Source organism: Sorangium sp. So ce176 (assembly GCF_051519835.1).
In the GTDB taxonomy this organism is placed as follows: Bacteria; Myxococcota_A; Polyangia; order Polyangiales; family Polyangiaceae; genus Sorangium; species Sorangium cellulosum_G.
Window position 1 is genome coordinate 7,815,501 of record NZ_CP150371.1, and the last position, 22,890, is coordinate 7,838,390.

The following is a 22,890-nucleotide window of genomic DNA, read 5'->3' on the forward strand; positions in this document are numbered from 1 at the left end:
TCGAGGCCCTGGCCCCCGGAGCCTGATCCGCGCGAGCGCTCGTGACGACAAGCTCGCTGTGCCCTCGGCGTCGAGATTGTCAGCGACGCGCTACAGCGTCGCGTCGCGGCGCTCGCAGTGCGTCACCCTCATCGTATCTGGCACGCGGGCTCAACAAACGCCATGGGCGCGGTTCGAGGCGATGGCGGGCGGGGAACAGCGCCGCGCGCAGAACGGCGAGCCGGCCTGACTTGACGCGCGCCCGCGCGCGACGCCGCCTGCGATCGATCGATACCCGGCTGTTCAGGTCGGGAGACACCGTCGAGAGACGAGCTCGCCTTCCGCGTTGGCCGGATGATCAGCGTCGCTTCGATGGCGAAGATCCAACAACGCGCGTCGATCCCGGCGATCCTGGCCATCGCGGCGTTTCGCGTCGCCGGCGACCGCGGCGCTACGTGTCGAACCCGCGCGCTGGCCGGTCGGGGCGCGTTGCAGCCAGTTGTCGTCCCCCGGGCGGGCCCCCGGGCCCGCCATCGCCGCCGGGCAGCGAGGAGAGGAGCCCTCGTCGAGAGCTAGTTGCCCGCCGTGTGGGCGATCGCGAAGATGAGGTTCCGCTCGAGCCGGATCCCCTGCGGCGTACGCCACGCCTCGAGCTCCTTCGCCAGCCGATCGCGCACCTCGCGCCGCTCGTCGGGGCTCAGGTGCGAGAGGTGGTTGCCGAACGATCCGGACTGGCTCTGCTTCAGGATCTCGTCCACATCGGCGGCATGGTCGACGAACGTGCGGATCTCCACCGTGTCCACGATGAAGCCGGCGCGCCGGAGCAGCGTCTGGACCTCGTCGACAGTCACCTTGTGGTTGTAGGGCGCGGCGCCCGGCGCCTCCTTGCCGAGCTCGGCCAGGATCTTGCGCTGGACCGGCTCGATCTGGTGCGGCCGCTCGCGCGCCTGGGTGCTGAACCCGAGCTTGCCGCCCGGCTTCAGCACGCGCGCGGCCTCGCCCAGGGCGCGCTGCTTCTGGAGCGGATCCAGCCAGTGAAGGACGCTGTTCAGGTAAACGACGTCGAAGCTCCTCGCGGAGAAGGCGGACAGGTCCTCGGCGTGTCCGACAGCGGAGGTGAGGTTGTCGCGGGCCTTCTGCCGGGCGATGTCGACGCGCAAGGGCAGAGGGTCGATGGCCACCACGCTGCCCTCGGGGCCGACGATCTCCGCGACGTGCGCCGCGAGCCGTCCGGTGCCCGCGCCCACGTCGAGCGCGCGCTGGCCGCGCCGCACGTCCAGCGCTTCGATGAGGAGCTTGCCGTGGTTGAACTGCCGGTCGCTGCCGTGCTCATAGGCCTGGGCGAGCTCCGGGGTGTCGAGCGCGAGGCTGATGGTCGTCATGCGGCCCCTCCGAGCAGGGGCCGTGCCGCGCCAGAACGCCGGGACCGGCCGCGCTGCGGAGCCGGGCTGCCGCGCGCAGCCCGCGCGCGGCAGCCCGCGGCCGCTGCTGCCGGGCCAGCAGCGCTGCTGTCCCGCTGCTGCTCCGCGCCCACGGTGGGCGCCCCTGACGGTCGTGAGCCGCGGGTCAGAGATCCTGCCACGGATCTGCCTCGCGCGAGGAGAGAGAGCTCAACGCAAGGACGCCAGGAGCGCAAGGACGCAAGAATGCATGAAGCCCGTTCTCTTTTGCGCCTTTGCGCCTTTGCGCCTTTGCGCCTTTGCGTTTGAGTCTCTCCGGATCGCTGGCCGGACTCCCGGTGGGCAGGGCTAGGCGCTGCAGCGGGAGAGCGCGTGACGGAGAGCGTTCTGGAGCAGCCCGAAGGTCAGGAACGCCCCCTCCGCGCTGCCGATCTCGGTCATTGTCCGCGCGATCGCCGGCGAGATCCCGGAGACGAGGCACTGGCTGCCGAGGAGGCTCGCCGCGCGCACCACCGCGAGCAGGTGCGACACTGTCGCGGCGTCCACCGCGCTGACGCCGGTCAGGTCGAGGATGGCGAAGCGCGCCTGTGTCCGGACGATCTCGGGGAGCAGCCGCTCCATGATCTGCGACGCCCGCGCGGTCTCCACGGCGCCGATGACCGGCAGCACGAGCACGCCCTCCCACGCCTGGATGATCGGCGTGGACATCGCGAGCATCGTCTCCTGCTGCTGCCTCAGCAGCACCTCGGCGCGCTCGCGCTCCGCGTTCTCCTCCGCGAGCTGCCGGTTCTTGCGCTGGAGCTCCTCGGCGTCGCTCTCCCGGCGCTGGAGCGCCTCCCGGAGCTCCGCTTCCTGCCGCCTGGACTCCGTGATGTCCCTGACCGTCACCGCGACGCCGTCGTCGAGCGGGATGATCTGGTATTGCAGCCACAGGCTCTTGCCCCAGGGCAGCGCGCTCTCCGCCTCCTCGAGGAGCCGCTCGCGCGTCCGGAAGACGCGCTCGTATTTGTCGAAGAGCCCGAGCTCGCGAACCCTGGGAAAGACCTCGGCGAGCCGCCGGCCGATGATCTCCTCGCGCGGCATCGACGTCACCTGGCTCACCAGCAGGTTGGCCTCGGTGAACACGAAATCAACGGTCTGCCCCGACTCGTCGACCGTGCGACGCAGCACGCAGAACCCGTCGAGGCTCCCGTCGATCGCCGCCCGGAACCTCGACTCGGCCGCGACCAGCGCCTCCTGGGCGCGCCTGCGCTCGGTGATGTTGCGCGCGACGAAATAGACGAGCTCGGCGTCCGGGTAGATCGCCGAATTCCACTCGATCCACAGATACGATCCGTCGCGGCATCGATATCGGTTCACGAACCTCGCGGTGCCGTTGCCGGACAACAGCTTCGCCGACTCGCTCGCTGTGCGCTCGTGATCTTCAGGATGAACGAAGTCGAGGAAGGGCCTTGCCAGGAGCTCTTCGCGCGAGAAGCCGAGCGTCTGCTCCCACGCCCGGCCGATGCGCTTGAAATATCCGTCGAATCCGGCGATCCCCACCAGGTCGACAGAGAGCTCGAAGAAGCGGTCGAGGTCGTCGCGCCGAGAGGCTTCAGACATGATGAAGAGCATGGCTATCACCTCCGCAGCGGGCCGTCGACCCCCTCGGCCAGGCGCCCGCGGCGACGCGCGATGCACGCGGAGCACACCACATCAGACCACGAGGTCATGGCGAGTGCGCGGGCCGGCTCGGGTCCGCGGCTGTCGCGCACGTCGGGCGCGCCGGCGTCGTGAGCGCGACGCCGGCCACCCGAGCTCGGGTGCGAGCTCGCGTCACCGCCGCGGCGGCAGCGATCGCGGCGGTGATTCCGCCTGTGTGCCCGACAGGCGAGCCGCTCGGCCGCTCGCGACAATCGCTGCTCCTGGACGAGCAGCGCTGCTGCGCCGGTGCTGCGCCACGGCCAGCGCGGCCCTCCTGGCCCCGCGCCCCGGCCGGCGTCGGGCAGGCGCGCCGCCGGCCGGCGCCGGCACAGGCCGTGCACGCGTCTCCCGCCACCGCGCGGCGATCCCGCCCGCGCGCGTGCTGCGTTGCACGCTGTCCCTCATCATGCCGGCGCCCCTCGTCGCCTCACCGCTCCGCGTCGGCCGCGGCCCCGGCGGCCCGCCGGAGCTCTCATGATCTCTCGGATGGAAGGATGACCCCATGGAGAAGAGACGGATCGGATCGCTCGAGGTGTCGGTCGTCGGCATCGGCTGCAACAACTTCGGTGGCCGCATCGACGAGCAGCGGACCGCGGCGGTGGTCGACGCGGCGCTCGACGCGGGCATCAACTTCTTCGACACGGCCGACGTCTACGGCGGTACGCGCAGCGAGGAGCTGCTCGGACGGGCGCTCGGCGGCCGGCGCAGCCAGGTGATCATCGCGACCAAGTTCGGTGTCCCGCTCGACGACGAGCGCAAGGGCGGCGCGAAGCCGGCGTACATCCAGCGCGCCGTGGAGGACAGCCTGCGGCGGCTCGGCACCGACTGGATCGACCTCTACCAGCTCCACCGCCCCGATCCCGAGACGCCGATCGGCGACACGCTGGAGGCGCTCGACGCGCTGGTCCGCGCCGGCAAGGTGCGGGAGATCGGCACCTCCAACTTCTCGGCCTCCCAGCTCCGCGGCGCCGAGGAGGCCACCCGCGCGGGGGCGGCGCGCTTCGTGAGCGTCCAGAACGAGTACAGCCTGCTCCAGCGCGAGCCCGAGCGGGACGAGCTCGCGGCGAGCGAGCGCCTCGGGCTCGCCTTCCTGCCGTATTTCCCGCTCGCGAGCGGGCTGCTCTCCGGGAAGTACCTCCCCGACAAGCCCGCCCCCGCCGGCGCCAGGCTCTCCGCGCCCGAGGCGCCGCTGACAGCGCGCTTCCTCACCGACAGGAACCGCAGCGCCGCCGCCGCGCTCGCCGCGTTCGCTTCGTCCCGGGGCCACACCCTGCTGGAGCTCGCCTTCTCGTGGCTCGCCGCCCGCCCGGCGGTGGCCTCCGTGATCGCCGGCGCGACGTCGCCCGAGCAGGTGCGCGCGAACGCCGCGGCCGTGGGCTGGCGGCTGACCGCGGACGAGCTCCAGGAGCTCGACGGCCTCGCCCCGCCGCCGGCCCGATGAGGCGCCGCCGGGCGCGGCGCTACGACGCCTTGGCGCCCTGGTAGTTGTTCGGGTTGCCCGGCCCCTCGAGGTACTCGTCGTACGTGCCGTTGAAGAGCTGCGGACCCCGCGGCGACAGCTCGAGCACGCGGGTGCCGAGCTTGCCCACGAAGTGCCGGTCGTGGCTCGTGACGATGACCGTCCCCTTGTAGTCGATGAGCGCCTGGAGGAGCGCGTCGATGCTCTCCACGTCGAGGTGGTTCGTCGGCTCGTCGAGCACCACGACGTTGTTCTTCACCAGGATGAGCTTCGCGAGGAACAGGCGCGCCGCCTCGCCGCCGGAGAGGTTCTCCGTCTTCTTGAGCCCGGCCTCGCCGCTGAAGAGCAGCTTGCCGAGCACCGAGCGGACGTGCTCCTTCGGCGCGCTCGGGTCGAAGCGGTACAGCCAGTCGTAGGCCGTGTACCCCGGCTCGATCGCCTCGTGGTGGTCCTGCGCGAAGTAGCCCACGTTCGTGTCGTGGCCCCACGTGACCTTGCCGGCGTCGGGCGTGAGCTCGCCGACGAGCAGCTTGAGCAGCGTCGACTTGCCGATGCCGCTCGGCCCGATCACCGCGAGCTTGTCGCCGCGGTTCAGGTTGAAGTCGAGCTTCTGGATCACGCGCAGGTCGCCGAAGCTCTTGGCGAGGGCCTCGACGCGCAGCACGTCGCGGCCGGAGGGCTTCTCGATCTCGAACTTGATGTACGGCCGGACGACGCTCGAGCGCCGCACCTGGATGCCGGCCTCGAGCTTCTCGATCTCCTTCACGCGCGACTGGGCCTGGCTCGACCGGCTCGCGCTCGCGCCGAAGCGGGCCACGAAGTCCTTGAGCTCGGCGATCTTCTTCTTCTTCTGCGCGGCGTCGGCGTCCGACTGGCGCTTGCCCGTCGTCTTCTGCTCGATGAAGTCGTCGTAGTCGCCCGTGTAGAGCGTGACCGTCTGGTAGTCGACGTCGGCGACGTGGGTCGCGATCGCGTTCATGAAGTGCCGGTCGTGGCTCACGACGAGGAGCGTCCCGCGGAAGGTGTCGGTGAGGTACGCCTCGAGCCAGCGGATCGAGTCGAGGTCGAGGTGGTTGGTCGGCTCGTCGAGGAGCAGGACGTCGGCGCCCGCGAAGAGCGTCTGGGCGATGAGGACGCGGAGCTTGTACCCGCCCGCGAGCGTGCTCACCGTGCTCGTGTGCCGGGCGGTCGCGATCCCGAGCCCCTCGAGGATCTCGGCCGCGCGCGACTCGGCTGTGTAGCCGTCCTCCTCGCCGATGGTGCCCTCGAGCTCGGCCAGCCGCATGCCGACCTCGTCGGTCATCTCGACCTCGTACAGCCGGTCGCGCTCTTGCATCGCGTCCCAGAGGGCCCGGTTCCCCATCAGGACCGTGTCGAGGATGCGGCAGGACTCGTAGGCGAAATGGTCCTGCTTGAGCACCCCGACCCGGAGCTGCCTCGGGATCTCGACGGAGCCCTGATCCGACTCCTCCTCGCCGGAGATGACCTTGAGGAGCGTCGACTTCCCCGCGCCGTTCGCGCCGACGAGCACGTAGCGCTTGCCGGGGTCGAAGCGCATCGAGACGTTCTCGAAGAGAATTTTTGGACCGTACCGCTTGGTGAGCTTTTCGAGCGTGATCATCTCAGCGGCGCGGGGCGTAGCACGTGTGCGCCTGCGGTTCCGGTGAATTCCTGCGGACGCGCGCCGGCCGGGGCGAGCGCCGCGTGCGCCGGCCAGGGCGAGCGCCGCGCGCCGGCCAGGGCGAGCGCCGCGCGCCGGCCAGGGCGAGCGCCGCGCGCCGGCCCGAACATCGTCCGGGAGCGCTCGACGGTGAGCCCGAGCAAGAGCTTCCGCCAGCGAGGGCGGGCCGCCGGGCGCGGCGTGGTGGGGCCGGAAAGGCCTGCCGGTCCGCCTCGGTCCAGGCGCGCCCGGCGTCCGCGAGCTGGCCATCGGCCTGGGCGCGCTCGGCTCGCGGCCGCTGCCTCACCGCTGGGCGACGCTGCGCTGGCCTCGACGCCGACCCCCTCGCGGCCAGGGCGCTCGGTACCGGGCGGCACGCCTCTGGCGCCGACGAACGGTCGACGGCGTTCATGACGGCCTGCCACTCCGCGGAGAACGAGCCGTCCGTGCGCTTGATGTCCGACCCCGTGTCCCACAGCACGGGAAACGTGTAGGGCGTATGGTAACGCCGTTGACCCAGTAGTTTCCCTCCTCGTTCATCCCCTCGAGGATCAGCCTGTGACCGACGTCGCTGAAAGCCGTGGCGATCTGGGTCCCAGTAGGACGCGAACCTGGCCTTGACACCGTCGCGCGGCGCCAAGCTGCACGTCGCGCGGGCAACCAGGCGACTCACGGTTCACGAGATACCGGGTTCACTGGCGCGAGGGGGCCTCCGGCCGCCACCCTTCGAGCCGCACGTTGAGGTGACGTGGCCCACCGCGACCAGGCCGCTCACGGCTGGTATTGCTGTGATCGTGTCGTGGAGAGCACCATCGTCGTCCGCGCGCGTTGACACCCTCAGACCACCTGCGCGTTGATGCGCCCCCTTCGCAGGGCCGCTCCGAGACGCTCTCGGGACCAGCACGGCGGAGCGCAGCAGTGAACTTCATAGGGGATCGTGGAGATCGGATCGATGAGCCGTGTTTTGCAGCGGACCGCTTTGTTCGCCTGCGCCGGGGCCGTTCTGCTCGCCGGGTGCGGCAGCTCCTCGCCCGCGTCGCTTCAGGCAGAGGCCAGATCGACGGGTGAGGGCGGCGGGAACGGTGGAGTCGAGAGCGGTGATGTAGAAACCGCCGGCGCCGGAGGCGCTGGCGGCGGGACGAGCGTCGATTGCGACGAGATCTCGGCCGAGCTCCAGGCCGCGCTCGACGCGGCCGTGGAGGATCAGGGGCTCCCCGGCGCAGCCGCCGCCGTGAGCCTCGGCGCGTGCCGCTGGCGCGGCGCCTCCGGGGTGGCGGACGCGGACGCGAAGGTCCCCATGCGACCCGATGACCTCTTTCGGGTAGGGAGCATCACCAAGACCTTCATGGCCACGCTGGCGCTGATGCTGCGCGCCGAAGGCCGCCTGTCGCTCGACGATGGCGTCTCCAGGTACGTGGAGGGCGTCCCCGACGGCGAGCAGATCTCCGTCCGGCAGATCCTGAACCACACGAGCGGTATCTACGATTTCACGCAGAGCGACGAGTTCTGGTCCGCGGCCCTCTCTGATCCAGCGCGCGCGTGGACGCCCCGGGAGCTCATCGAGGTCGCCGCGTCGCACCCGCCGTATTTCGAGCCTGGGCAGGGCTTCGCTTACTCCAACACCAACTACATCATCGCTGGCCTGATCCTCGAGGCCGCGTCGGGGGAGCCCGTCGGCGAGCTGCTCCGCGCCCGGATCCTCGAGCCGGCAGGGCTCGCGCACACCTACCTCGACGGCGCCGAGGCGGCCCTGCCGGGCCTCGTGCGCGGCTACGGGATCGACAGGGGGAAGCTCGTCGACACGACCTCCGCGGCGGATCCGTCGGCGGCCGGCACCGCGGGCGCCCTGGTCTCGACGACCGACGACCTCACGCGCTTCTACCGCAAGGTGCTCGACGGCGAGCTGCTCGGCCCAGCCGAGCTCGCGGAGATGACCACCTGGGTGGACGCGAGGCTGGGCGAGGTCACCGGATACGGGCTCGGGCTGTCGCGCTGTGAATCCCAGCTCGGCCCCCAGTACGGGCATGACGGCGGTATCTGGGGATTCACGTCCTCGTCCTATTACGCGGTCGACGGCGATGCTTCTATCACCGTGCTCGTCAACCTCGAGGTCGGCGACGCCCGCACGATCGTCGACGACCTGTCGGAACTCCTGACAATGCGCCGGGCCGAGCGGGGCGCGGTCGCCGCGCGCCCGACACGCGCGGTCGTGCAGACCGGAGCCTCGAGCGCCGGGCGCTGATCGCCGCTTGCACACGCGATCCTCCGTCGGACGGGGCCCCCTGCGCGGAGCCGGGGTTGTCGGGAGTCGGCGCCGCGGCGCGGAGCGCCAGCGATACAGCCCGAACGGGCCTCACGTTTGCATCGTCATGGCTGCAGCCTGGATGGGGTGACACCCATCAAGCCGCTCGGATCGAAAAGGAGTCCATGATGAAGCTGATGAAAGCGCTTGGTGCGCTGGCCCTGTCCGGCATCGCGCTCGGCACGACGCAGCTCGCTGCAGCGGAGACCACAACGCCAATCCAGGATCTCGTGATCGTCGAGGAGACGGCGAGCCCGGGCCTCGACGACTCCCGGGTCGTCGTGGCTCCATATCGCGCTTACCGGCCATACGGCCTTTATGGCTACCGGCCGTACAGCGCTTACGGATACCGGCCGTACGGCCTTTATGGCTACCGGCCGTACAGCGCTTACGGATACCGGCCGTACGGCCTTTATGGCTACCGGCCGTACAGCGCTTACGGATACCGGCCGTACGGCTACCGGCCGGGCTTCCGGCCGTACGGGTGGTATCGGCCGTGGCGCTCGCTCTCCTCGGGGGTCGAGGCGGCTCCGGGAGGGGACTTTCCCACGCCCGAGGTGAGCCTCCCCGACGATCGGTGATGGCGCGCCGCTCGCAGCGTCGAGGCGCCGAGGCTCAGCCGCGGCGCCTCGGCGCCGCGCGGCCGCGCAGGGCCTCCAGGCGCGTGGAGTAGGAAGGGGATCCCCATGGGTGGAAGAGCACGGAGTCGTGGGCGCACCGTCGTCATCGTGGCCGCCGCCGCGGCGCACCTCGGCTGCGTCGTCCTCGGGGCGCTCCGCGTGGATCCGCGGGTGGCGGGGGTGCTCGGCGGGGTGATCGCCTATCATGGTGCGGTCTCCGGCGCCGGCAGCGCCTACAACTTCTTCGCTCCCGCGGTCAGCGCGCTGCCCTGGGCCAGGTTCCAGGTCACGGACGCGAACGGCGCGGCCCACGCCGAGGTGCTGGAATCGGGCGCCAACCACGAGGCGGATCTCCGCGTCAGGAGCATCCTCTCGCTGTTCTTGCAGGCGGAGGACGAGGCGCTGCGGCGCTCGCTCGTCGCCTCGTGGGCGGGTAAGATGTTCACGAGGCACCCTGGGGCCGAGAGCGTTGTCGTCCGGCTGGAGATCTGCGATCTGCCCTCGATGCAGCAGTACCGCGAGGGCCGCCGGCCGGCGTGGGACCTGCTTTATCAGGCGAAGCTCGTCCCGCAGTCCAGGGTTCCGGCCGCCCGGCAGAGCAGCGGCGGTGGGCCGTGACCGCGCCGCGCCTGATCTCCTGTAGAGCGGGGCTCTCCCGCGTCGCCTCGCTCATCGAGCGCTTCGCGCTCGCCCCTGCGTCCGCGGAGCCCCTCGCCGCGCTCCGCATCGGGCTCGCGACCGTGCTCCTCGTCCAGGCGGCGCTCGTCGCTCCCGCGCTCTTCGAGCTCTACGGTCCAGCAGGCATCCTCCAGGGTCCGCTGCGGGAGGCCTTTGCCGAGATCGATCTGCCGGGGATCGGCTGGCTGGCCGAGCGGCTCGGCCCGCTCGGGATCCGCGAGACGTCGCTCCTCGCATGCACCGGCGCCGTCTACGTGCTCTCCCTCGCCTCGCTGCTCTGCGGGTTCCGGACGAGGACCTCTGCCCTGATCGCGTGGCTCACCCACAGGGTGCTGATGGTGACGGCGGACGCCACCGTTTACGGAGCGGATCTCTTCGCCAACATCTTTCTCTTCTACCTCGTCTGGATCCCGTCAGGCGCCGCGCTGTCCGTCGATCGATGGATGCGCGGGTCGAGCCGCGCGGCCGCCGAGCCGACGCCGGCCGCGCGGCTCGGGCTGCGCGTCATCCAGATGCACCTCTGCGTCGCGTACCTGGCCAGCGGGCTGGAGAAGGCGTCGGGCCCGTCGTGGTGGAACGGCGAGGCGATCTGGCGCTCGGTCATGCTCCCGGAGTACCGCCAGCTCGATTTCTCCTGGCTGGCCTGGCACCCGTGGATCGCGCAGGCCGCGGGGTGGGCGGTGCTCGGCGTGGAGATCGGTTACGCGTTCCTCATCTGGCCGCGGCTCACCCGGCGCGCCGTCATCGTGGCCACGGCCCTCCTGCACCTCGGGATCGCGGCGTTCATGGGGCTCGGCGTGTTCGGCGCCATCATGCCGGTATTCACCCTCGCCGCCTTCGGCGTGCCCGCGGACGCCCGCGCCCCGTCGCCGAGGCGCTCGCGCAAGGGCTCGACGTGCCCGTCGTCCATCACGACGAGCCCCCGCGCGCTCACTGGACCGCAGGGATGACCCTCGCCGCCCGCCTAGGCGCCCGCCGTCGCGTGCACCAGGAGGCCGTCGCCGGCCCTCGAAGCCAGATGCGGCGCAGCAGGTAGGCCGACGTGAGGCCCCGCATGGTCATCGCCGCGGCTGTCTCGCAGCCGATACCCTCCGGCAGCCGGATCAGCGGCGCTGCGGGCAGGATCCGCTCGGTGCAGTACGCCCCGAGCGTGTCCAACCGAGCGTCGACAGCGTCTCGTCGGCGTCCCTGTATGTCTCGCCGATCTTGTAGATGCGGCGGGCCTCCCTGCCGTCCGCCACATCGCGGCCGAGCTCGCGCGCGATGCGGACGAGCTGCTCGATCTGCTGCACCGAGGTCATTCGCTGCCCCTTGCGCCCCCACAGCGAATCCTCGATGCCGCAGCGGACGTGCAGCCCCATCGCGATCGCCATCGTGTTGATCGGCAGCACGTTGCGCATGAGGGACTCCACCGTCAGGCAGGCGCCGTCGGGCACGCGGCGGACGAACTCCATCATGCTGTAGGGGCTCGGCCCGTCGAACCCGCCGCCGATGGCGACCCACGTGAGGTTGAGCGGCCCGGTGTAGAGGCCGCGGCGGATCAGGCGCTCCACGGTCTCGAGCTGGGGAATGTTCGCGAGCTGGAAGTGGGGCTGGATGCCCGCTGCCGACAGCCGCCTCAGGTGCTCCTCGACCCAGGCGGGGCCGGCCGGCACGGTCATCTCGCGGTACGCCTCGTAGACGTCCGGCCGCGCGAACGAGCTGCCGGCGTAGTCATCTTCGGTCATCAGCTCGACGACGTTCATCTGGGTGGTGTTGATCGCGATCGTGACCTGGTCGGGCTTCGGCGAGAGCTCGGCCAGCATGTGGCGCGTGTCGTCGCTCAGCCACTTGGCCTGCGCCCCCTCGCCCTCCGGAGAAAAGGAGATCGATCCGCCGACCTGCAGGATCATCTCGGGCACCGCGTCGCGCAGCCCCGCCAGGAGCTCATTGAACCTGGAGAGCCGCTTGGATCCCTTGCCGTCCGCCTCGCGCGCGTGCACGTGCAGCACGGTGGCGCCCGCGGAATAACAATCCACCGCCTTCTGGATCTGTTCTTCCATCGTCACCGCGATGTCTTCCGGAAAATCGGCCGGCTCCCATTCCGGCCCGTACGGCGCCACCGTGATGACGAGCTTTTCCTGGTTCTCCGGCAGAAGGGAGCGATCCGGAAAGTTCATCGGCACTCCTTTTTCTGGGCCCGTCGAATCCAGGGCACCCCGGAACCAGGTCCTGTGATGCTCCTGCGCACCAGCGGGCTCACACCGTGGTTTGCATCCTCCAGATCCACGGTCCCTCTCTGGTTCCCTGCCGCTCCGAACGCAAGGATGCAGCGTCAGTGTCCACCGCCTTGAATGGCGCTCGGGCGCCCGGCGGGTCGTCGGCGGGCGTCCGCGCTCGATCTGGCGTCGACCATGGTGCCGCGCCCCTGATCGCGGCGCGCGTGGCGGGGACCGCGATCGGCTATCCTGGGCGGGATGGCGGTCCAGGAGCTCCACGTCGCGGGCTATCGCTCGATCCGCGAGCTGACCCTCCCCCTCGCGCAGGTCAACATCATCGTCGGACCGAACGGCGTCGGCAAGACCAACCTCTATCGCACCATGGTGCTGCTCGGCGCCGCGGCGAGCGGCAGCTTCGCGCGCACCCTGGCCGAGGAGGGCGGGATGCCGTCTGTGCTCTGGGCCGGCCAGCGCAGCAAGGGCCCGGTGCGGATGACGCTGCGGGTGCGGCTGGATCAGCTCGTCTACGAGCTTCAGTGTGGTCTGACACCGCCGCCTGCCGGGCCGTTCGCGCTGGACCCGGACATCAAGGAAGAGAACCTCTGGCTGCTCGACAAGCGCCGCCGCCTGCCGATGCTGGAGCGGGCCGCTGGCTCGGCCTTCGCGCGCGACGTGGACGGCCACCGCGTGACATTCCCCTTCTCGCTCTGGGGCTCGGAGTCGGTGCTGGCGCAGGTCGTGGAGCCGCACCGCTTTCCGTTGCTCTCGGCGGTGCGGCAACAGCTCATGAACTTCCGGTTCTATCACCACTTCCGCACCGACCCCGGCGCGCCGTTGCGGGTGGAGCAGGTCGGTGTGCGCACGCCGGTGATCAGCACCGATGGCCACGATCTGGCCGCGGCGCTGGCGACGATCCTCGATATCGGCGACAGGGGTGCCTTGAAGGATGCCGTGTCCAGCGCGTTCCCGGGCGCGTCGCTCGAGGTCTCCTCGACGCAGGGGCGGTTCCGCGTCGAGCTCGCGTTGCCCGGGATGTCGCGCCCGCTCGACGCCCGCGAGTTCTCGGACGGCACGGCGCGCTATCTCTGCCTGCTGGCGGCGCTGCTGAGCCCGAGGCCTCCGATGCTGATGGCGCTGAACGAGCCGGAGACGAGCCTGCATCCGGATCTGCTCGGCCCGCTCGGGGATCTCCTTGTGCACGCGGCATCGCGGAGCCAGCTCTGGATCACGACGCACTCCCGCCCGCTGGCCGAGCGGATCCGGCAGGCGACGCCGTGCCGGCTCATCGAGCTTGGCAAGCGAGGTGGAGAGACGGAGCTGGCGGGCGGCGCGGCGGAGGACGAATGACGTCCGCCCCCGCCTGAGCCCTGCGAGCGGTGCCGGCGTCGGGGGAGGCGAGCTCGGCGCGTGGCGAGCGCGGGGCCGTCGCCGTCCACCTCGCCGACCTCGGCCACGTCGCGACGCTGGACACCGGCGAGTTCGCCATCGTAGATGGCGCCCGAGCAGATAGCGAGGTCGCGGCGTCAAGGAGCACCGCGGCGCGGTCCGCGCCTCCCGGCGGACCGGAGATGGCGGTTGTGATGAGAGGATGGGCTGCCTGATGAAAAGCGCATGTTCTCCCGGGTGCAGCGCGGTGGCCGTCTCCTTCAGCTCGGATCCCCTGGATTGGGTGTGGGTCGGCGTGGTCCTGCTCGTGCTCGTCGGCATGGGCACCGCGCTCGTTCTCCGCTTTCAGCGCCGTCGCTGACGTGGAACCCGCAGGGGGCGCCGCTCGCCTGGGGCGGCGCCTGACGGGGAAGCGGCCGCGGGGGTGAGGTGAACGTCCGCAAGCCTCGGGCAGCCTCGGGCTCGGGGCCGGCGGTGTCACCTGGCCGGGCCGCGGAGCGGCCGTGAAGATCGAGGAATCCATCGGGAGCTGGTGACCCGCTGGGATTGCCGTGCATCTCATCAACGTAGCGCTCACCGTGCGCATCTCAGCGTTCGCTTCTGCCTGGCTGCCCTGGTACGACGGTCGCCCGCCGGACCACGAATGCTGTGCTGCGAGTGAGATGGCGTCAGTTCAGAAAAGGCGGGCGGCGCTCATGCTGTCTACTGTAAGGTGTACTTGATCGGTCGCACGGGCGGCACCTTCGAGACCACGTCGGCGAGCTCCGCGTTCGCCTCGACTCGCAGGGCCTCGAGCTTGACAGTTGCTTCCGGGGAGAGCCTCTCCGCCAGATAGCGATCCACGAGCCAGAGGGCGCGGAGCGGCTCGGCTGCGCTCAGCGCGGCCGTGACCGCTCCCAGCCGGGCGATCTCGCCCTCAAGGTCATGCGCCGGCGTCAAGTCGGCGATCGACTCTTCGATGCGCCCGACCTCCCGAAATGCTGCCTGTGCGTGGTCCGATCCCCCTGGGAGACGCTCCGCACGGAGGATCGCCTCGGTCACACGCGCGTTCAGATCATCGAGATCCATCGTTGCTCCAGAAGAGGACCTTCGGCCCGACGAAGCACACAACGCACGCCGCCCGCGAGGGGTAAGCGCCAGGGCTCACCAGATCCTCCGTCCCAGGTCTCGCAGCGCTTCGCGGCGCTCGGCCCAGTCCGGGATGACCCGCTCGACACGCTGCCAGAACATCGGGCCGTGGTGCGGCTCGCGCAGGTGTACCAGCTCGTGAACGACCAGGTACTCGATCAGCCGTGGCGGCAGCAGGATCGTCTTCCAGTGGAAATACAGCCGCCCGCCCTTCCCGCACGACCCCCACCGATACCCGAGCTCCCGCACGGTGAGCCCGCCCGGCGTCACCCTGATCCTGCCGGCGTACCGCTCCACCCGCGCTGCCAGCCACGGCCGCGCGTGCGCGCTGTACCACCGGATCATGTGTGCCTCCGCCGTCTCCGCCGCTGCACCCACCCCCCTTCGCTCCGCGTCGGCGCGGCGCATCCGAAAGCGGCCGCGGGTGAGCTTCACAGGCACATCCTGGTCCGGCACGAGCAGCAGCCGATACGACCGCCCCAGGTAGGGGAACCCCGCCCCGTCCACAAAACGCCGCGGCGGCGGCGCCGGAGGCAGCGCTTCGCGGGCGGCGAGCTGCTGGTAGATCCGGAATCGCTTGGCTTCCACGAAGCGGGTCAGCGCCTCCGGCGACGCCGCCGCGGGCGCCGCGAGCGTCAGCCGCCCGTCGCGCTCCACGGTGATTTCCGGCGACCGGCGCCGCTCGCTGCGCCGTAGCTCCAGCTCGAGGTCGCCCACAACGAGCGCCGTCACGCCTTGACCAACCTCGCGTGGTTCGCCTTGGCCAGCTCCATGATCCGGTCGGCGACCGCGTCCGCCTGTTCGAAGGGCACGATCTCGTGATCGTCGAGGAACGTGAACACCGCCCCGCGGAGCACCTCCCGGGCGTGCGTGTTCTTCCAGAAGTCGACCACGCGGATCTCCGCGCGGATGTGGGCCACGAGCTGCACCGTGAGGCCCGCCAGCCAACGCGCGTCGGCCGGGGGCACGGGGCGCTCCTTTACCCGCTCCTCCTTCAGCACGGCGAAGAACGGCGCTTCGGTCTGCGGCTCGAGGCCGGTGTTGTCCTTCTGCCGCCCCTTCTCGGCTTCCTCGGCGAGGTTTCTGAGCGCCTGCGCGAGCTGCTCCCAGTCCTCCCCATGCGCCTTCAGGATCTCCTCCAGGCGCTCCGACAGCCGCTGGTAGTGGATCGGGTCGGCATCCCGGTTTTGCCGGATGTGGTGCCGCAGCGCATGCTCCATCTCCGAGGCTTTCGCCCGCGGCGACACCTGCTTGCCCACGTGGGCGGCGAAGCCCGCGTCGGTGATGGCTATCGGGGCAATCTTCGGGTCCACGCCGAGCGAGATCACGTGGTCGTCGATCAGCCGCCGCACCTTCGCGCCGATCGACTTCGCGAGCTCGGGCAGCTCGCCGCGGAGCAGCTTACGGGCCTCCGTGTAGATCAGGCCAAGCTGCTTCGCGTCCTTCACGTACGGCAGCCCCTCGGAGCGCGGCAGCACCAGGTCGAGTGTGTCGAAGAACTGCTTCAGCTTCACCGTGAACTCGGCGCGCAGCCGCTCGTTCGTCAGGAGCTGGACGCAGGCCTCGGTGTCGAAGATGTCGGCGACGCCGTGGCCCTTGAAGAAGTCGAGCAGCCGCTGGTGCCGGTCGCGCAGCTTCGGGATCTCGTCGCGGAGGTTGCGGAGCACGCCCTCCACGTCCTCGGCGCTGTAGGTCGCTAGCGCCTCGGTCAGGTGCTGAGCCACGCCGTAGTAGTCGACGATGATCCCGGCCTGCTTCCCGTGCCCGGTGCGGTTCACCCGCGCGATGGCCTGGAGCAGCTCGGCCTCGCGGATGGGGCGGTCGAGGTACATAACGCCCTCGATGGGCGCGTCGAAGCCCGTGAGCAGCATCGACTTCACAACCAGGAATGCCAGCGGGTCGGCCTTCTCCGGGTCGTCGTGGACGAACGGCTTCTTGAACCGGGCGATGTGCGCCTCGATCTTCCCCCCGTCGGTCCACTCGTCGTACATCGGGTCCTCGTTGTGGACGCCGGAGATCACCGCCGCGAACTCCAGCCGCTCGAGGCCGGCGAGGTTCTGGTAGGCCCGCACGGCGACGCGAAGCTTCCGCGGCTTGGTCGCGAGCGCTTCCACGTCGAGGTCGCGGAGCGCGGGGTCAAGCGCCTTCGCCTCCTTCACAAGCTCGTCGCGGACCTCGGGGAGCACCTTTGCATAACGCACGGCCGCGAGCCGGCTGTAGGCGGCTATCTGCGCCTTGAGGCCGCTGGGCAGGATGTGCTCCACGTAATTCCGCAGCATGTCCCGCGCCTTGGCCTCGATCATCCTCTCGGCCTCGAGCACGTTGCCCTTGGTCGCGTACTTTCGTTTGATCGCCTCCAGCTCCTCGGGCGTCCGCTCGACGAACATGTCCTCGAAGAGCTGGTCGAGGTCGCGCCCGTCGCTGACCGCGCCCGACGCCGTGCGGCCCTCGTAGAGGATCGGCACGGTCGCGCCGTCGGCCTCGGACTCCCGCAGCCGGTAGCGGTCGATGAACGGCCCGAAGATCTCGTGCGTGCGCTTCTTCGCGCCCATCAGGATGGGCGTCCCGGTGAAGCCGATGCGCGCGGCGTTGGGCAGCGCCTTTTGCAGGTTCGCGTGCATCGTGCTCGTGTGCGAGCGGTGCGCCTCGTCCACGAGCACGAGGATCGACTCGTCCGCGTTCAGCTCCTCGAAGTCCTCCGCGGCCGCGGCCTGGGCGGCGGGGTTCTCGTCGTCGCGGCCCGCGTACTTCTGGATCATCGCGAACACCATCCCCGGCCCCTTCTTGCCGAGGAGCTTCTTCAGCTCGGCTACCTTGCGAGCCACCTTCACCGTCTCGCCGGTGAGTGCCGCCGTCCCGGAAAGCTGGCTCTGGAGGTCCTTCCGGTCGGTGATGACCACGACCTTGAAGCGGCGGAGCGCCAGCAGCGAGCGCAGCTTCCGCACGAGGAAGACCATGGTCAGGCTCTTCCCCGAGCCCTGGGTGTGCCAGATGATCCCGCCGCGCTGGTCGTGCTCGCCGTCCTCCTTGCGGGTCTTGCCGTGAAGCAACCGGTCGATGGCGCCATGCACAGCGCGGAACTGCTGATAACGGCAGACGACCTTCACCGTCCGCCCCGACACCTCCTGATACAGCGTGAAGTGCCGGATGATGTCGAGCAGGTGGGCCGGGCGGAGCATGCCGGCGATGAGCTTCTGCTGGAGCGAGAGCTTCGCGGGATCGGCCGTGTGGAGGGCCTTGGCCACGTCGGCGAGCGGGATGGGCGCGGTGTCCTTCCAGGCGATGTAGTGCTCCAGGTCGGCGCCGATGGTGCCGGCGCGGGCGTCGTCGAAGCAGGTCGCGACGAGGATCTGGTTGGTGAAGAAGAGCCGCTCGTTGCCCTCGTTCTCCTGCACATGGCCATCGGCCCTGCGCTGGTTCTGGTAGCGCCGGAGCTGGTCGACGGCCGCGGGGATGGCCTCCGGGGCCTTGCGGCTCTTGCACTCGACGATGACGACGGGGATGCCGTTGATGAAGAGGACGAGGTCGGGGACGATGTACGGGACGGCCTGGCCGCGGGGGCAATCGACGCGGAACTGGCTGATGACGGTGAAGGCGTTGTTCCTCGGCTCGTTCCAGTCGATGTAGTGGATCGTCTGCTGGCGGCCGCCGTCCCAGTCGGGCAAGCCGTCGACGGGGTGGCCTTCCAGGAGGAGTGCGGTGGCTGCCTGGTTGGCCTCGATCAGCCGGGGGGCAGCGATGCGGGTGAGGGCGCCGATGGCCTGGGCAATGCGGGCGTCGTCGAGCCAGGGCTTGTTGTTCCTGAGGTTGATGCTGCGGAGGGCCTGGCGGAGGTCGTGATCGAGGAGGACGTCGCGGAAGGAGGGGCGCCCGGTGACGGTTGGGTGATCGACGCTGCCGCCGATGTACTTCCAGCCGAGGGAGATGAGCTGGTCGATGAACGGGAGCTCGACCTGGTTGTACTCGGGACCGCCGCTCATGGGGTGGACTCCGCAAGGAGAGTGGTGACGCGAGCACGGCCGGTGAGGAGGTCATCCATGAGGCCTTGCCTGAGGAGGCGGAGTTTGGCTGCGTCTTGCTGCTCGTGCTCAATGCGGCTCGAGAGCGTGGTCAAGATCCTCTCGATCTCGCGCATCTCCGCCGGTGGAGGAACCGGCAAGAGCAGCGTTCGGAGCGTCTCGGAGCGGATTGCTGACATAATCCCGCCCTGCTCATCGCGGCGCAGATGCCGCAGGACCCAGGGTGCGTGATTGAGTTGGAGACAGGCGAGCAGCGGCGAGTATCGCTCGCGATCAAAAGACAGCGTCCATACATGCTTCGACGACAGCGCATGGCCGACATGGTCGGGAACAATGCAACAGCGCCCGACGGTGCCCATGATCGTGATCATCACGTCATGCGGCCGTACGCGATACCGCGACAGCTCTACGAATTTCCCGGGCGTCACGAAGCGCGTGTACGCATCGACAAAATGCTCAACATGCACATTGTCGATACCGAGAAGAGGAACACCAGACTCTACCAGCTCCGACTTGAGCAGTGCACTACCGAACGGGCCACTACGCATGGCAGGATCGACATTGGCCAGAAGGCACTCAATCGACAACACCTCCCACCCAATCGGAATCATACCCAGAAGAGACAACTTGAATTGCGCCGGCTTGCTGTCCGGATCGCGCAACTCGCCGTTCTCGTCAATACCGCGGGTCAGCAGGTCGCGCAGAAGCCCCTGCTTCAATTGCTTCAGCTTGGCGACGAGCTGCTCGGTCTTAAGAATAGCTTCGTTCAGCGTGTCCAGGATCTCGGCAATACGCCGCTGCTCAGACACTGGCGGAAGATCAATGGGATAATCGAGAATATCCGCCAACTCGATCCGCTTCGTCCCGTGTGTCGCCTCGGTAACGAGTCGCAGAAATTCGTCAGAATGACCGCTAAGCCAGTGTGCCAAAAAGCGGCCATCGGTGCCCTTCCTGGGCAGGACCGCCTTCACATCCTGGTTGAAAGACATTGGACGCTGAGCCACGCACACCGGAAAAGTGTGAGCGAGTATCATCCCCCGCACTACGATGAAAGTCGCACCTGAAGGCGCAATCTTAGCTCCTCCCGCCGTAGCCCGTTCTGAGATATGATCTTGCGTGTCGCTCAGGCTGAAGACCTTCATGTCCTTGGGGCTCACCCAAGGCAACGAGCCATTCCAGTAATCGGGACGCGCTTTCGAAGGTGTTCCACCGCTCGACCAGTCAGCAATCGAGCCCAGTGTCTCCGTAGTCCAGCCACGCGGCAATGTGCTAGTCGGCATAGCCAAGCCTTCCAAACATGTCGCCCAACTTCTTGGCTGCCGCGTCACGCTCCCGTTCGATCCCCGTGAGGGTTCCCCGGTACTTCTCCCACCACCCAACGAACGGCTCGATCACCTCCCGCCGATGGCCACTCACGTATCGTCCCAGGTCACCATCGAGGCTGTCCCTCAGGATCCCCGCCACCAGTCCGTGGGCCCCCTCCTCGTCCAGCTTCGCGACTCCCTCCTCCAACCGCTGCACCAGCTCCCCCTCCAGCGCTTTCAGCTGCTTCTTCAACGCGCCGAGTTCCTTCCTCAGCGCCTTTACCTCCTCCTCCGACCGCCGTTCCTCGCCCTCCTCGCCTTCCTCCTCGTCCTCCCCCGGCTGCGCCGCCTTGATCTCCGCGTCCAGCTCGGCCCGCTTCGCCTCCAGCTCGCCGATCTCGGCGACGTACCCCGGCAGCAGCTTCCTGATCAACGGATGCTCCAGCGGGGTCTCCCTCGCCTCCTCGTCCTCCAGCGCCGCCCGGATGCTCGATGCCCACGCCTCCACCAGCCCCGTGTACCCGTGCGCCGCGAGCGTCTTCAGGTCGTTCTGCGCCGCCCCCCACCACGTCGCGATCACCCCCGTCACCTGGAACTCATCCAGGAGCCCCACCGGCCGCACAGCCTTCTCGAAGCTCGCCAGCAAGCGCGCCCGCAGCGGCATGATCGCCCCCGACACCGGAAGCTGCCGCAGCTCCCGCCGCGCCTTCTTCCACCACCCCTCCACGGCCTCCGCGAGATGCTGCTCCCGCGCCGCCATCCCGGGATCCTCATCCAGCCGCCTCTTCAGCGCTGCCTTGTCGCCGATCCCCTCCACGAAATCGAGATACCGCTCGTCCCGCTCCCGGAACAGCCGCCGCGGGTCGAGCCCGTGCGCCTCGAACAGTACCTCCTTCGCCTTCACCTCGGACTTGGGGATGCCGCCGCGCAGGTGCGCGCGCACGTCATGCGGCTCCGGCGGCGGCGCATTGTCCGCATAGCGCCGGATGTTGAGATTATCGTCGTTCTCGCGCAACACCTCGCGCCCGACCACGTTCGCGAAGCCGGGCACGTCACGGAACGCCTCCCACGCGCTCACGATCTTCTCGATGTGTTCGGGCAGGAGCTGGTTCTGCGCCCGGCCCTCGGCGTACTCGCGGTCGGCGTTGATGAACAGCACCTTGCCGCGGCGCTCCTTCGGCTTCGCCCCCTTCGCGCGCAGCACGAGCAGACAGGCGGGGATGCCTGTGCCGTAGAAGAGGTTCGGGCCCAGGCCGATCACGGCGTCGAGCAGGTCGTCGTCCAGCATGCCGGTGCGGATCTGCTTCTCCGCCCCGCCGCGGAAGAGCACGCCGTGCGGCATCACCGTGACGACCATCCCGCCAGGGCGCAGCACCGCGAGCATGTGCTGCACGAACATCAGGTCGGCCTTCTTCCCGCTCTCGGGGCAGAGGCCGTAGCGGAAGCGCTCCTTGAGCGGGAGATCCTTCAGCACGTAGTTCTGTGAGAACGGCGGGTTGGTGATCACGCGGTCGAAGCGCATCAGCTCGCCGCCCTCCTTGTGAAGCGGGTTGGCGAGGGTGTCGTCGTTCCTGATGTCGTCGCCGTGGATGCCATGCAGGAGCATGTTCATCTTGGAGATGGCCCACACGCCGCCGTTCGACTCCTGGCCGTAGAGGCGCAGGTTCCTCACGTTCTTCTGATGCTCGTCGAGGTACTCGTGCGAGAGCACCAGCATGCCGCCCGAGCCCGAGCAGGGGTCGTAGACGTGCATGCCCTCGTCGGGCGCGGCGATGCGGACCATCATCCGGACCACGGCGCGCGGAGTGTAGAACTCGCCGCCCTTCTTCCCCGCCGAGTCGGCGAAGTCGCGGATGAGGTACTCGTACGCGGCGCCGAGGAGGTCGGGGTACTCGAAGTCCTCGTTGCGCAGGCGGTGCTCGGAGAAGTGGTCGATGAGGTCGCGGAGGTTCTTGTCCGGAATCTTCGACTGGCCGACCTTGCGCGTGAAGTCGATGTGCGCGAGCACGCCCTCGAGGCTCGTGTTCTCCCCCTCGATCGCGGCGAGCGCCTTGTTGAGCGTGTCGCCGATGTTCTTGTGGGCCTCGTCGCGCAGGTAGCCCCAGCGCGCTTCCTCTGGGACGTAGAACGTGTCGGTGTAGAAGCTCCGGTGCGCGGCGCGCTTCCGCGCCTCGGCCTCGCGCTTGCCGCGGGCGATGTCCTTCGCGACGAGCTCCTCGAAGCGGGCGTCGAAGACGTCGGAGCACCGCTTCAGGAACAGCATGCCGAAGATGTATTCCTTGAACTCCGACGCATCCATCTTGCCGCGGAGGATGTCGGCGGCTTTGAAGAGGTGTCGTTCGAGCTGACGGAGGGTGAGCCTTGCCATGGATCGCGCCCCTTGTACCACGGCCGCGCGTCGGCGCGGCCGTGGCATGTGGCCAGGAGGGCGCGGCGGGCTCCCGATCAGGATCGAGAGGTAGCTCGGCCGCCGAGGTCGCTCGCCCCTCGCCGCCCAGGGTGGCATCGGCGTCGTGCGTGCCGTCCGCGCCGACGCTGTGGTGGGGGGCCAGCTCGCCGGGCCTACCGGCGGCGAAGAACTGGTCGGGCGCGAGAAGTCCCTCGAGGAACACGGCGGCCTCCAGCGTCCCTTCGGCAGGCAGCTTCGACGCGTGCAAGCCGGCCGGGTCATCCGCGCCAGAGCGACCTCAGCGACCCAGGACTAGACCAAGCGCCTCGTGCAGCTCCCGCGCGGCCTCGAGGTCGCCGCCGCCAGCGCCCCGCGCCTCCCGGTCAAGCCACAGAGGATGGTTCCCGATGCTGCCTGTTTCTGCCCGAAGACCTTGTTTCTCGCTCGGAAGGAATCGGGGCGCTTCGGGGCGGCACACTCGAGCCCGGCACGGTGGTCGCAACAGCCGCTGCATGCGAACATTCAACACCATCACAGCCGTTTTCATTTGCTGCTCCATCCCTGCGTGCATGGCTGAGCCAACACCCGGCTCGGAAGCCGTGTTGGACGAGGAGGCGCTGGAGGCCAGCGAGTCGCTCTCAGCACGCGGAAGGTGCGAAGACGCGGTAGACGAGGGGGCCGATGT

16 protein-coding genes and 1 pseudogene are annotated in these 22,890 nt (G+C 69.3%); 7 read left to right on the top strand and 10 right to left on the bottom strand.

The genetic code is table 11. From position 1 onward, the window contains the following. Positions 1-551: 551 nt before the first annotated feature. Positions 552-1,361 carry a class I SAM-dependent methyltransferase gene (locus WMF42_RS29295; RefSeq protein ID WP_061612723.1) on the bottom strand — a complete coding sequence of 270 codons (810 nt, stop codon included), beginning with the start codon at positions 1,359-1,361 and terminating at the stop codon, positions 552-554. A gap of 366 nt (positions 1,362-1,727) precedes the next feature. Then, on the bottom strand, positions 1,728-2,981 hold the full coding sequence (locus WMF42_RS29300) for a PAS domain S-box protein (protein WP_061612728.1): 1,254 nt from the start codon (positions 2,979-2,981) through the stop codon (positions 1,728-1,730). A gap of 583 nt (positions 2,982-3,564) precedes the next feature. Here WMF42_RS29300 and WMF42_RS29305 point away from each other — a divergent pair. Next, on the top strand, positions 3,565-4,503 hold the full coding sequence (locus WMF42_RS29305) for an aldo/keto reductase (RefSeq protein ID WP_437686178.1): 939 nt from the start codon (positions 3,565-3,567) through the stop codon (positions 4,501-4,503). A 19-nt stretch (positions 4,504-4,522) separates the two neighbouring features. On the opposite strand, the gene WMF42_RS29310 is transcribed toward WMF42_RS29305, so the two are convergent. Then, on the bottom strand, positions 4,523-6,142 hold the full coding sequence (locus tag WMF42_RS29310; protein ID WP_061611775.1) for an ABC-F family ATP-binding cassette domain-containing protein: 1,620 nt from the start codon (positions 6,140-6,142) through the stop codon (positions 4,523-4,525). Between the two features lie 991 nt (positions 6,143-7,133). On the opposite strand from WMF42_RS29310, the gene WMF42_RS29315 reads away from it, so the two are divergent. From WMF42_RS29315 to WMF42_RS29330, 4 genes are all read left to right on the top strand, one after another. After that, the gene (locus WMF42_RS29315; protein WP_233562482.1) at positions 7,134-8,423 is read left to right on the top strand and encodes a serine hydrolase domain-containing protein; all 1,290 of its coding nucleotides are present in this window, start codon (positions 7,134-7,136) and stop codon (positions 8,421-8,423) included. A 197-nt stretch (positions 8,424-8,620) separates the two neighbouring features. Next, complete coding sequence (locus tag WMF42_RS29320; protein ID WP_437686179.1) at positions 8,621-9,064, top strand: hypothetical protein; 444 nt, start codon at positions 8,621-8,623, stop codon at positions 9,062-9,064. A gap of 105 nt (positions 9,065-9,169) precedes the next feature. Beyond that, entirely contained in the window at positions 9,170-9,721 is a 552-nt protein-coding gene (locus tag WMF42_RS29325; RefSeq protein ID WP_063815963.1) for a hypothetical protein, read from the top strand. Further along, positions 9,718-10,731: an HTTM domain-containing protein gene (locus WMF42_RS29330; protein WP_437686180.1), complete on the top strand. Its 1,014-nt coding sequence runs from the start codon at positions 9,718-9,720 to the stop codon at positions 10,729-10,731. The genes WMF42_RS29325 and WMF42_RS29330 overlap by 4 nt, the downstream gene beginning before the upstream one ends. Positions 10,732-10,751: 20 nt before the next feature. Here WMF42_RS29330 and WMF42_RS29335 read toward each other — a convergent pair. Together WMF42_RS29335 and WMF42_RS29340 are read right to left on the bottom strand one after the other, a co-directional pair. Further along, positions 10,752-10,939: pseudogene (locus tag WMF42_RS29335) on the bottom strand (quinone oxidoreductase); the annotation flags it as partial. Continuing rightward, positions 10,885-11,940 carry a 3-keto-5-aminohexanoate cleavage protein gene (locus WMF42_RS29340; RefSeq protein ID WP_437686181.1) on the bottom strand — a complete coding sequence of 352 codons (1,056 nt, stop codon included), beginning with the start codon at positions 11,938-11,940 and terminating at the stop codon, positions 10,885-10,887. The gene WMF42_RS29340 and the pseudogene WMF42_RS29335, both read right to left, overlap by 55 nt. 297 nt (positions 11,941-12,237) lie before the next feature. On the opposite strand from WMF42_RS29340, the gene WMF42_RS29345 reads away from it, so the two are divergent. After that, complete coding sequence (locus WMF42_RS29345) at positions 12,238-13,326, top strand: AAA family ATPase (RefSeq protein ID WP_437686182.1); 1,089 nt, start codon at positions 12,238-12,240, stop codon at positions 13,324-13,326. Positions 13,327-13,579: 253 nt separating this feature from the next. Beyond that, on the top strand, positions 13,580-13,726 hold the full coding sequence (locus tag WMF42_RS29350) for a hypothetical protein (protein WP_437686183.1): 147 nt from the start codon (positions 13,580-13,582) through the stop codon (positions 13,724-13,726). A gap of 341 nt (positions 13,727-14,067) precedes the next feature. Here the strand turns inward: WMF42_RS29350 and WMF42_RS29355 are convergent, their stop codons facing one another. The 5 genes from WMF42_RS29355 to WMF42_RS29375 form a co-directional block, all read right to left on the bottom strand. Next, positions 14,068-14,433 (bottom strand): hypothetical protein, encoded by a 366-nt coding sequence (locus tag WMF42_RS29355; RefSeq protein WP_437686184.1) that lies wholly within the window; start codon positions 14,431-14,433, stop codon positions 14,068-14,070. A 75-nt stretch (positions 14,434-14,508) separates the two neighbouring features. Then, on the bottom strand, positions 14,509-15,225 hold the full coding sequence (locus tag WMF42_RS29360; protein WP_437686185.1) for a M48 family metallopeptidase: 717 nt from the start codon (positions 15,223-15,225) through the stop codon (positions 14,509-14,511). Continuing rightward, positions 15,222-18,473, bottom strand: a complete 3,252-nt coding sequence (locus WMF42_RS29365; protein ID WP_437686186.1) for a type I restriction endonuclease subunit R — start codon at positions 18,471-18,473, stop codon at positions 15,222-15,224. The genes WMF42_RS29360 and WMF42_RS29365 overlap by 4 nt, the downstream gene beginning before the upstream one ends. Beyond that, positions 18,470-19,792, bottom strand: a complete 1,323-nt coding sequence (locus tag WMF42_RS29370; RefSeq protein WP_437694367.1) for a restriction endonuclease subunit S — start codon at positions 19,790-19,792, stop codon at positions 18,470-18,472. Before WMF42_RS29370 ends, WMF42_RS29365 begins: the two co-directional genes overlap by 4 nt. Further along, complete coding sequence (locus WMF42_RS29375) at positions 19,782-22,184, bottom strand: N-6 DNA methylase (protein ID WP_437686187.1); 2,403 nt, start codon at positions 22,182-22,184, stop codon at positions 19,782-19,784. The genes WMF42_RS29370 and WMF42_RS29375 overlap by 11 nt, the downstream gene beginning before the upstream one ends. Positions 22,185-22,890: the final 706 nt, after the last annotated feature.

Bases quoted from the DNA above. Each gene is read 5' to 3' on its own strand.
- WMF42_RS29295 (WP_061612723.1), bottom strand. From the start codon at position 1,361: ATGACGACCATCAGCCTCGCGCTCGACACCCCGGAGCTCGCCCAGGCC.
- WMF42_RS29300 (WP_061612728.1), bottom strand. From the start codon at position 2,981: ATGTCTGAAGCCTCTCGGCGCGACGACCTCGACCGCTTCTTCGAGCTC.
- WMF42_RS29305 (WP_437686178.1), top strand. From the start codon at position 3,565: ATGGAGAAGAGACGGATCGGATCGCTCGAGGTGTCGGTCGTCGGCATC.
- WMF42_RS29310 (WP_061611775.1), bottom strand. From the start codon at position 6,142: ATGATCACGCTCGAAAAGCTCACCAAGCGGTACGGTCCAAAAATTCTC.
- WMF42_RS29315 (WP_233562482.1), top strand. From the start codon at position 7,134: ATGAGCCGTGTTTTGCAGCGGACCGCTTTGTTCGCCTGCGCCGGGGCC.
- WMF42_RS29320 (WP_437686179.1), top strand. From the start codon at position 8,621: ATGAAAGCGCTTGGTGCGCTGGCCCTGTCCGGCATCGCGCTCGGCACG.
- WMF42_RS29325 (WP_063815963.1), top strand. From the start codon at position 9,170: ATGGGTGGAAGAGCACGGAGTCGTGGGCGCACCGTCGTCATCGTGGCC.
- WMF42_RS29340 (WP_437686181.1), bottom strand. From the start codon at position 11,940: ATGAACTTTCCGGATCGCTCCCTTCTGCCGGAGAACCAGGAAAAGCTC.
- WMF42_RS29345 (WP_437686182.1), top strand. From the start codon at position 12,238: ATGGCGGTCCAGGAGCTCCACGTCGCGGGCTATCGCTCGATCCGCGAG.
- WMF42_RS29350 (WP_437686183.1), top strand. From the start codon at position 13,580: ATGAAAAGCGCATGTTCTCCCGGGTGCAGCGCGGTGGCCGTCTCCTTC.
- WMF42_RS29355 (WP_437686184.1), bottom strand. From the start codon at position 14,433: ATGGATCTCGATGATCTGAACGCGCGTGTGACCGAGGCGATCCTCCGT.
- WMF42_RS29365 (WP_437686186.1), bottom strand. From the start codon at position 18,473: ATGAGCGGCGGTCCCGAGTACAACCAGGTCGAGCTCCCGTTCATCGAC.
- WMF42_RS29370 (WP_437694367.1), bottom strand. From the start codon at position 19,792: ATGCCGACTAGCACATTGCCGCGTGGCTGGACTACGGAGACACTGGGC.
- WMF42_RS29375 (WP_437686187.1), bottom strand. From the start codon at position 22,184: ATGGCAAGGCTCACCCTCCGTCAGCTCGAACGACACCTCTTCAAAGCC.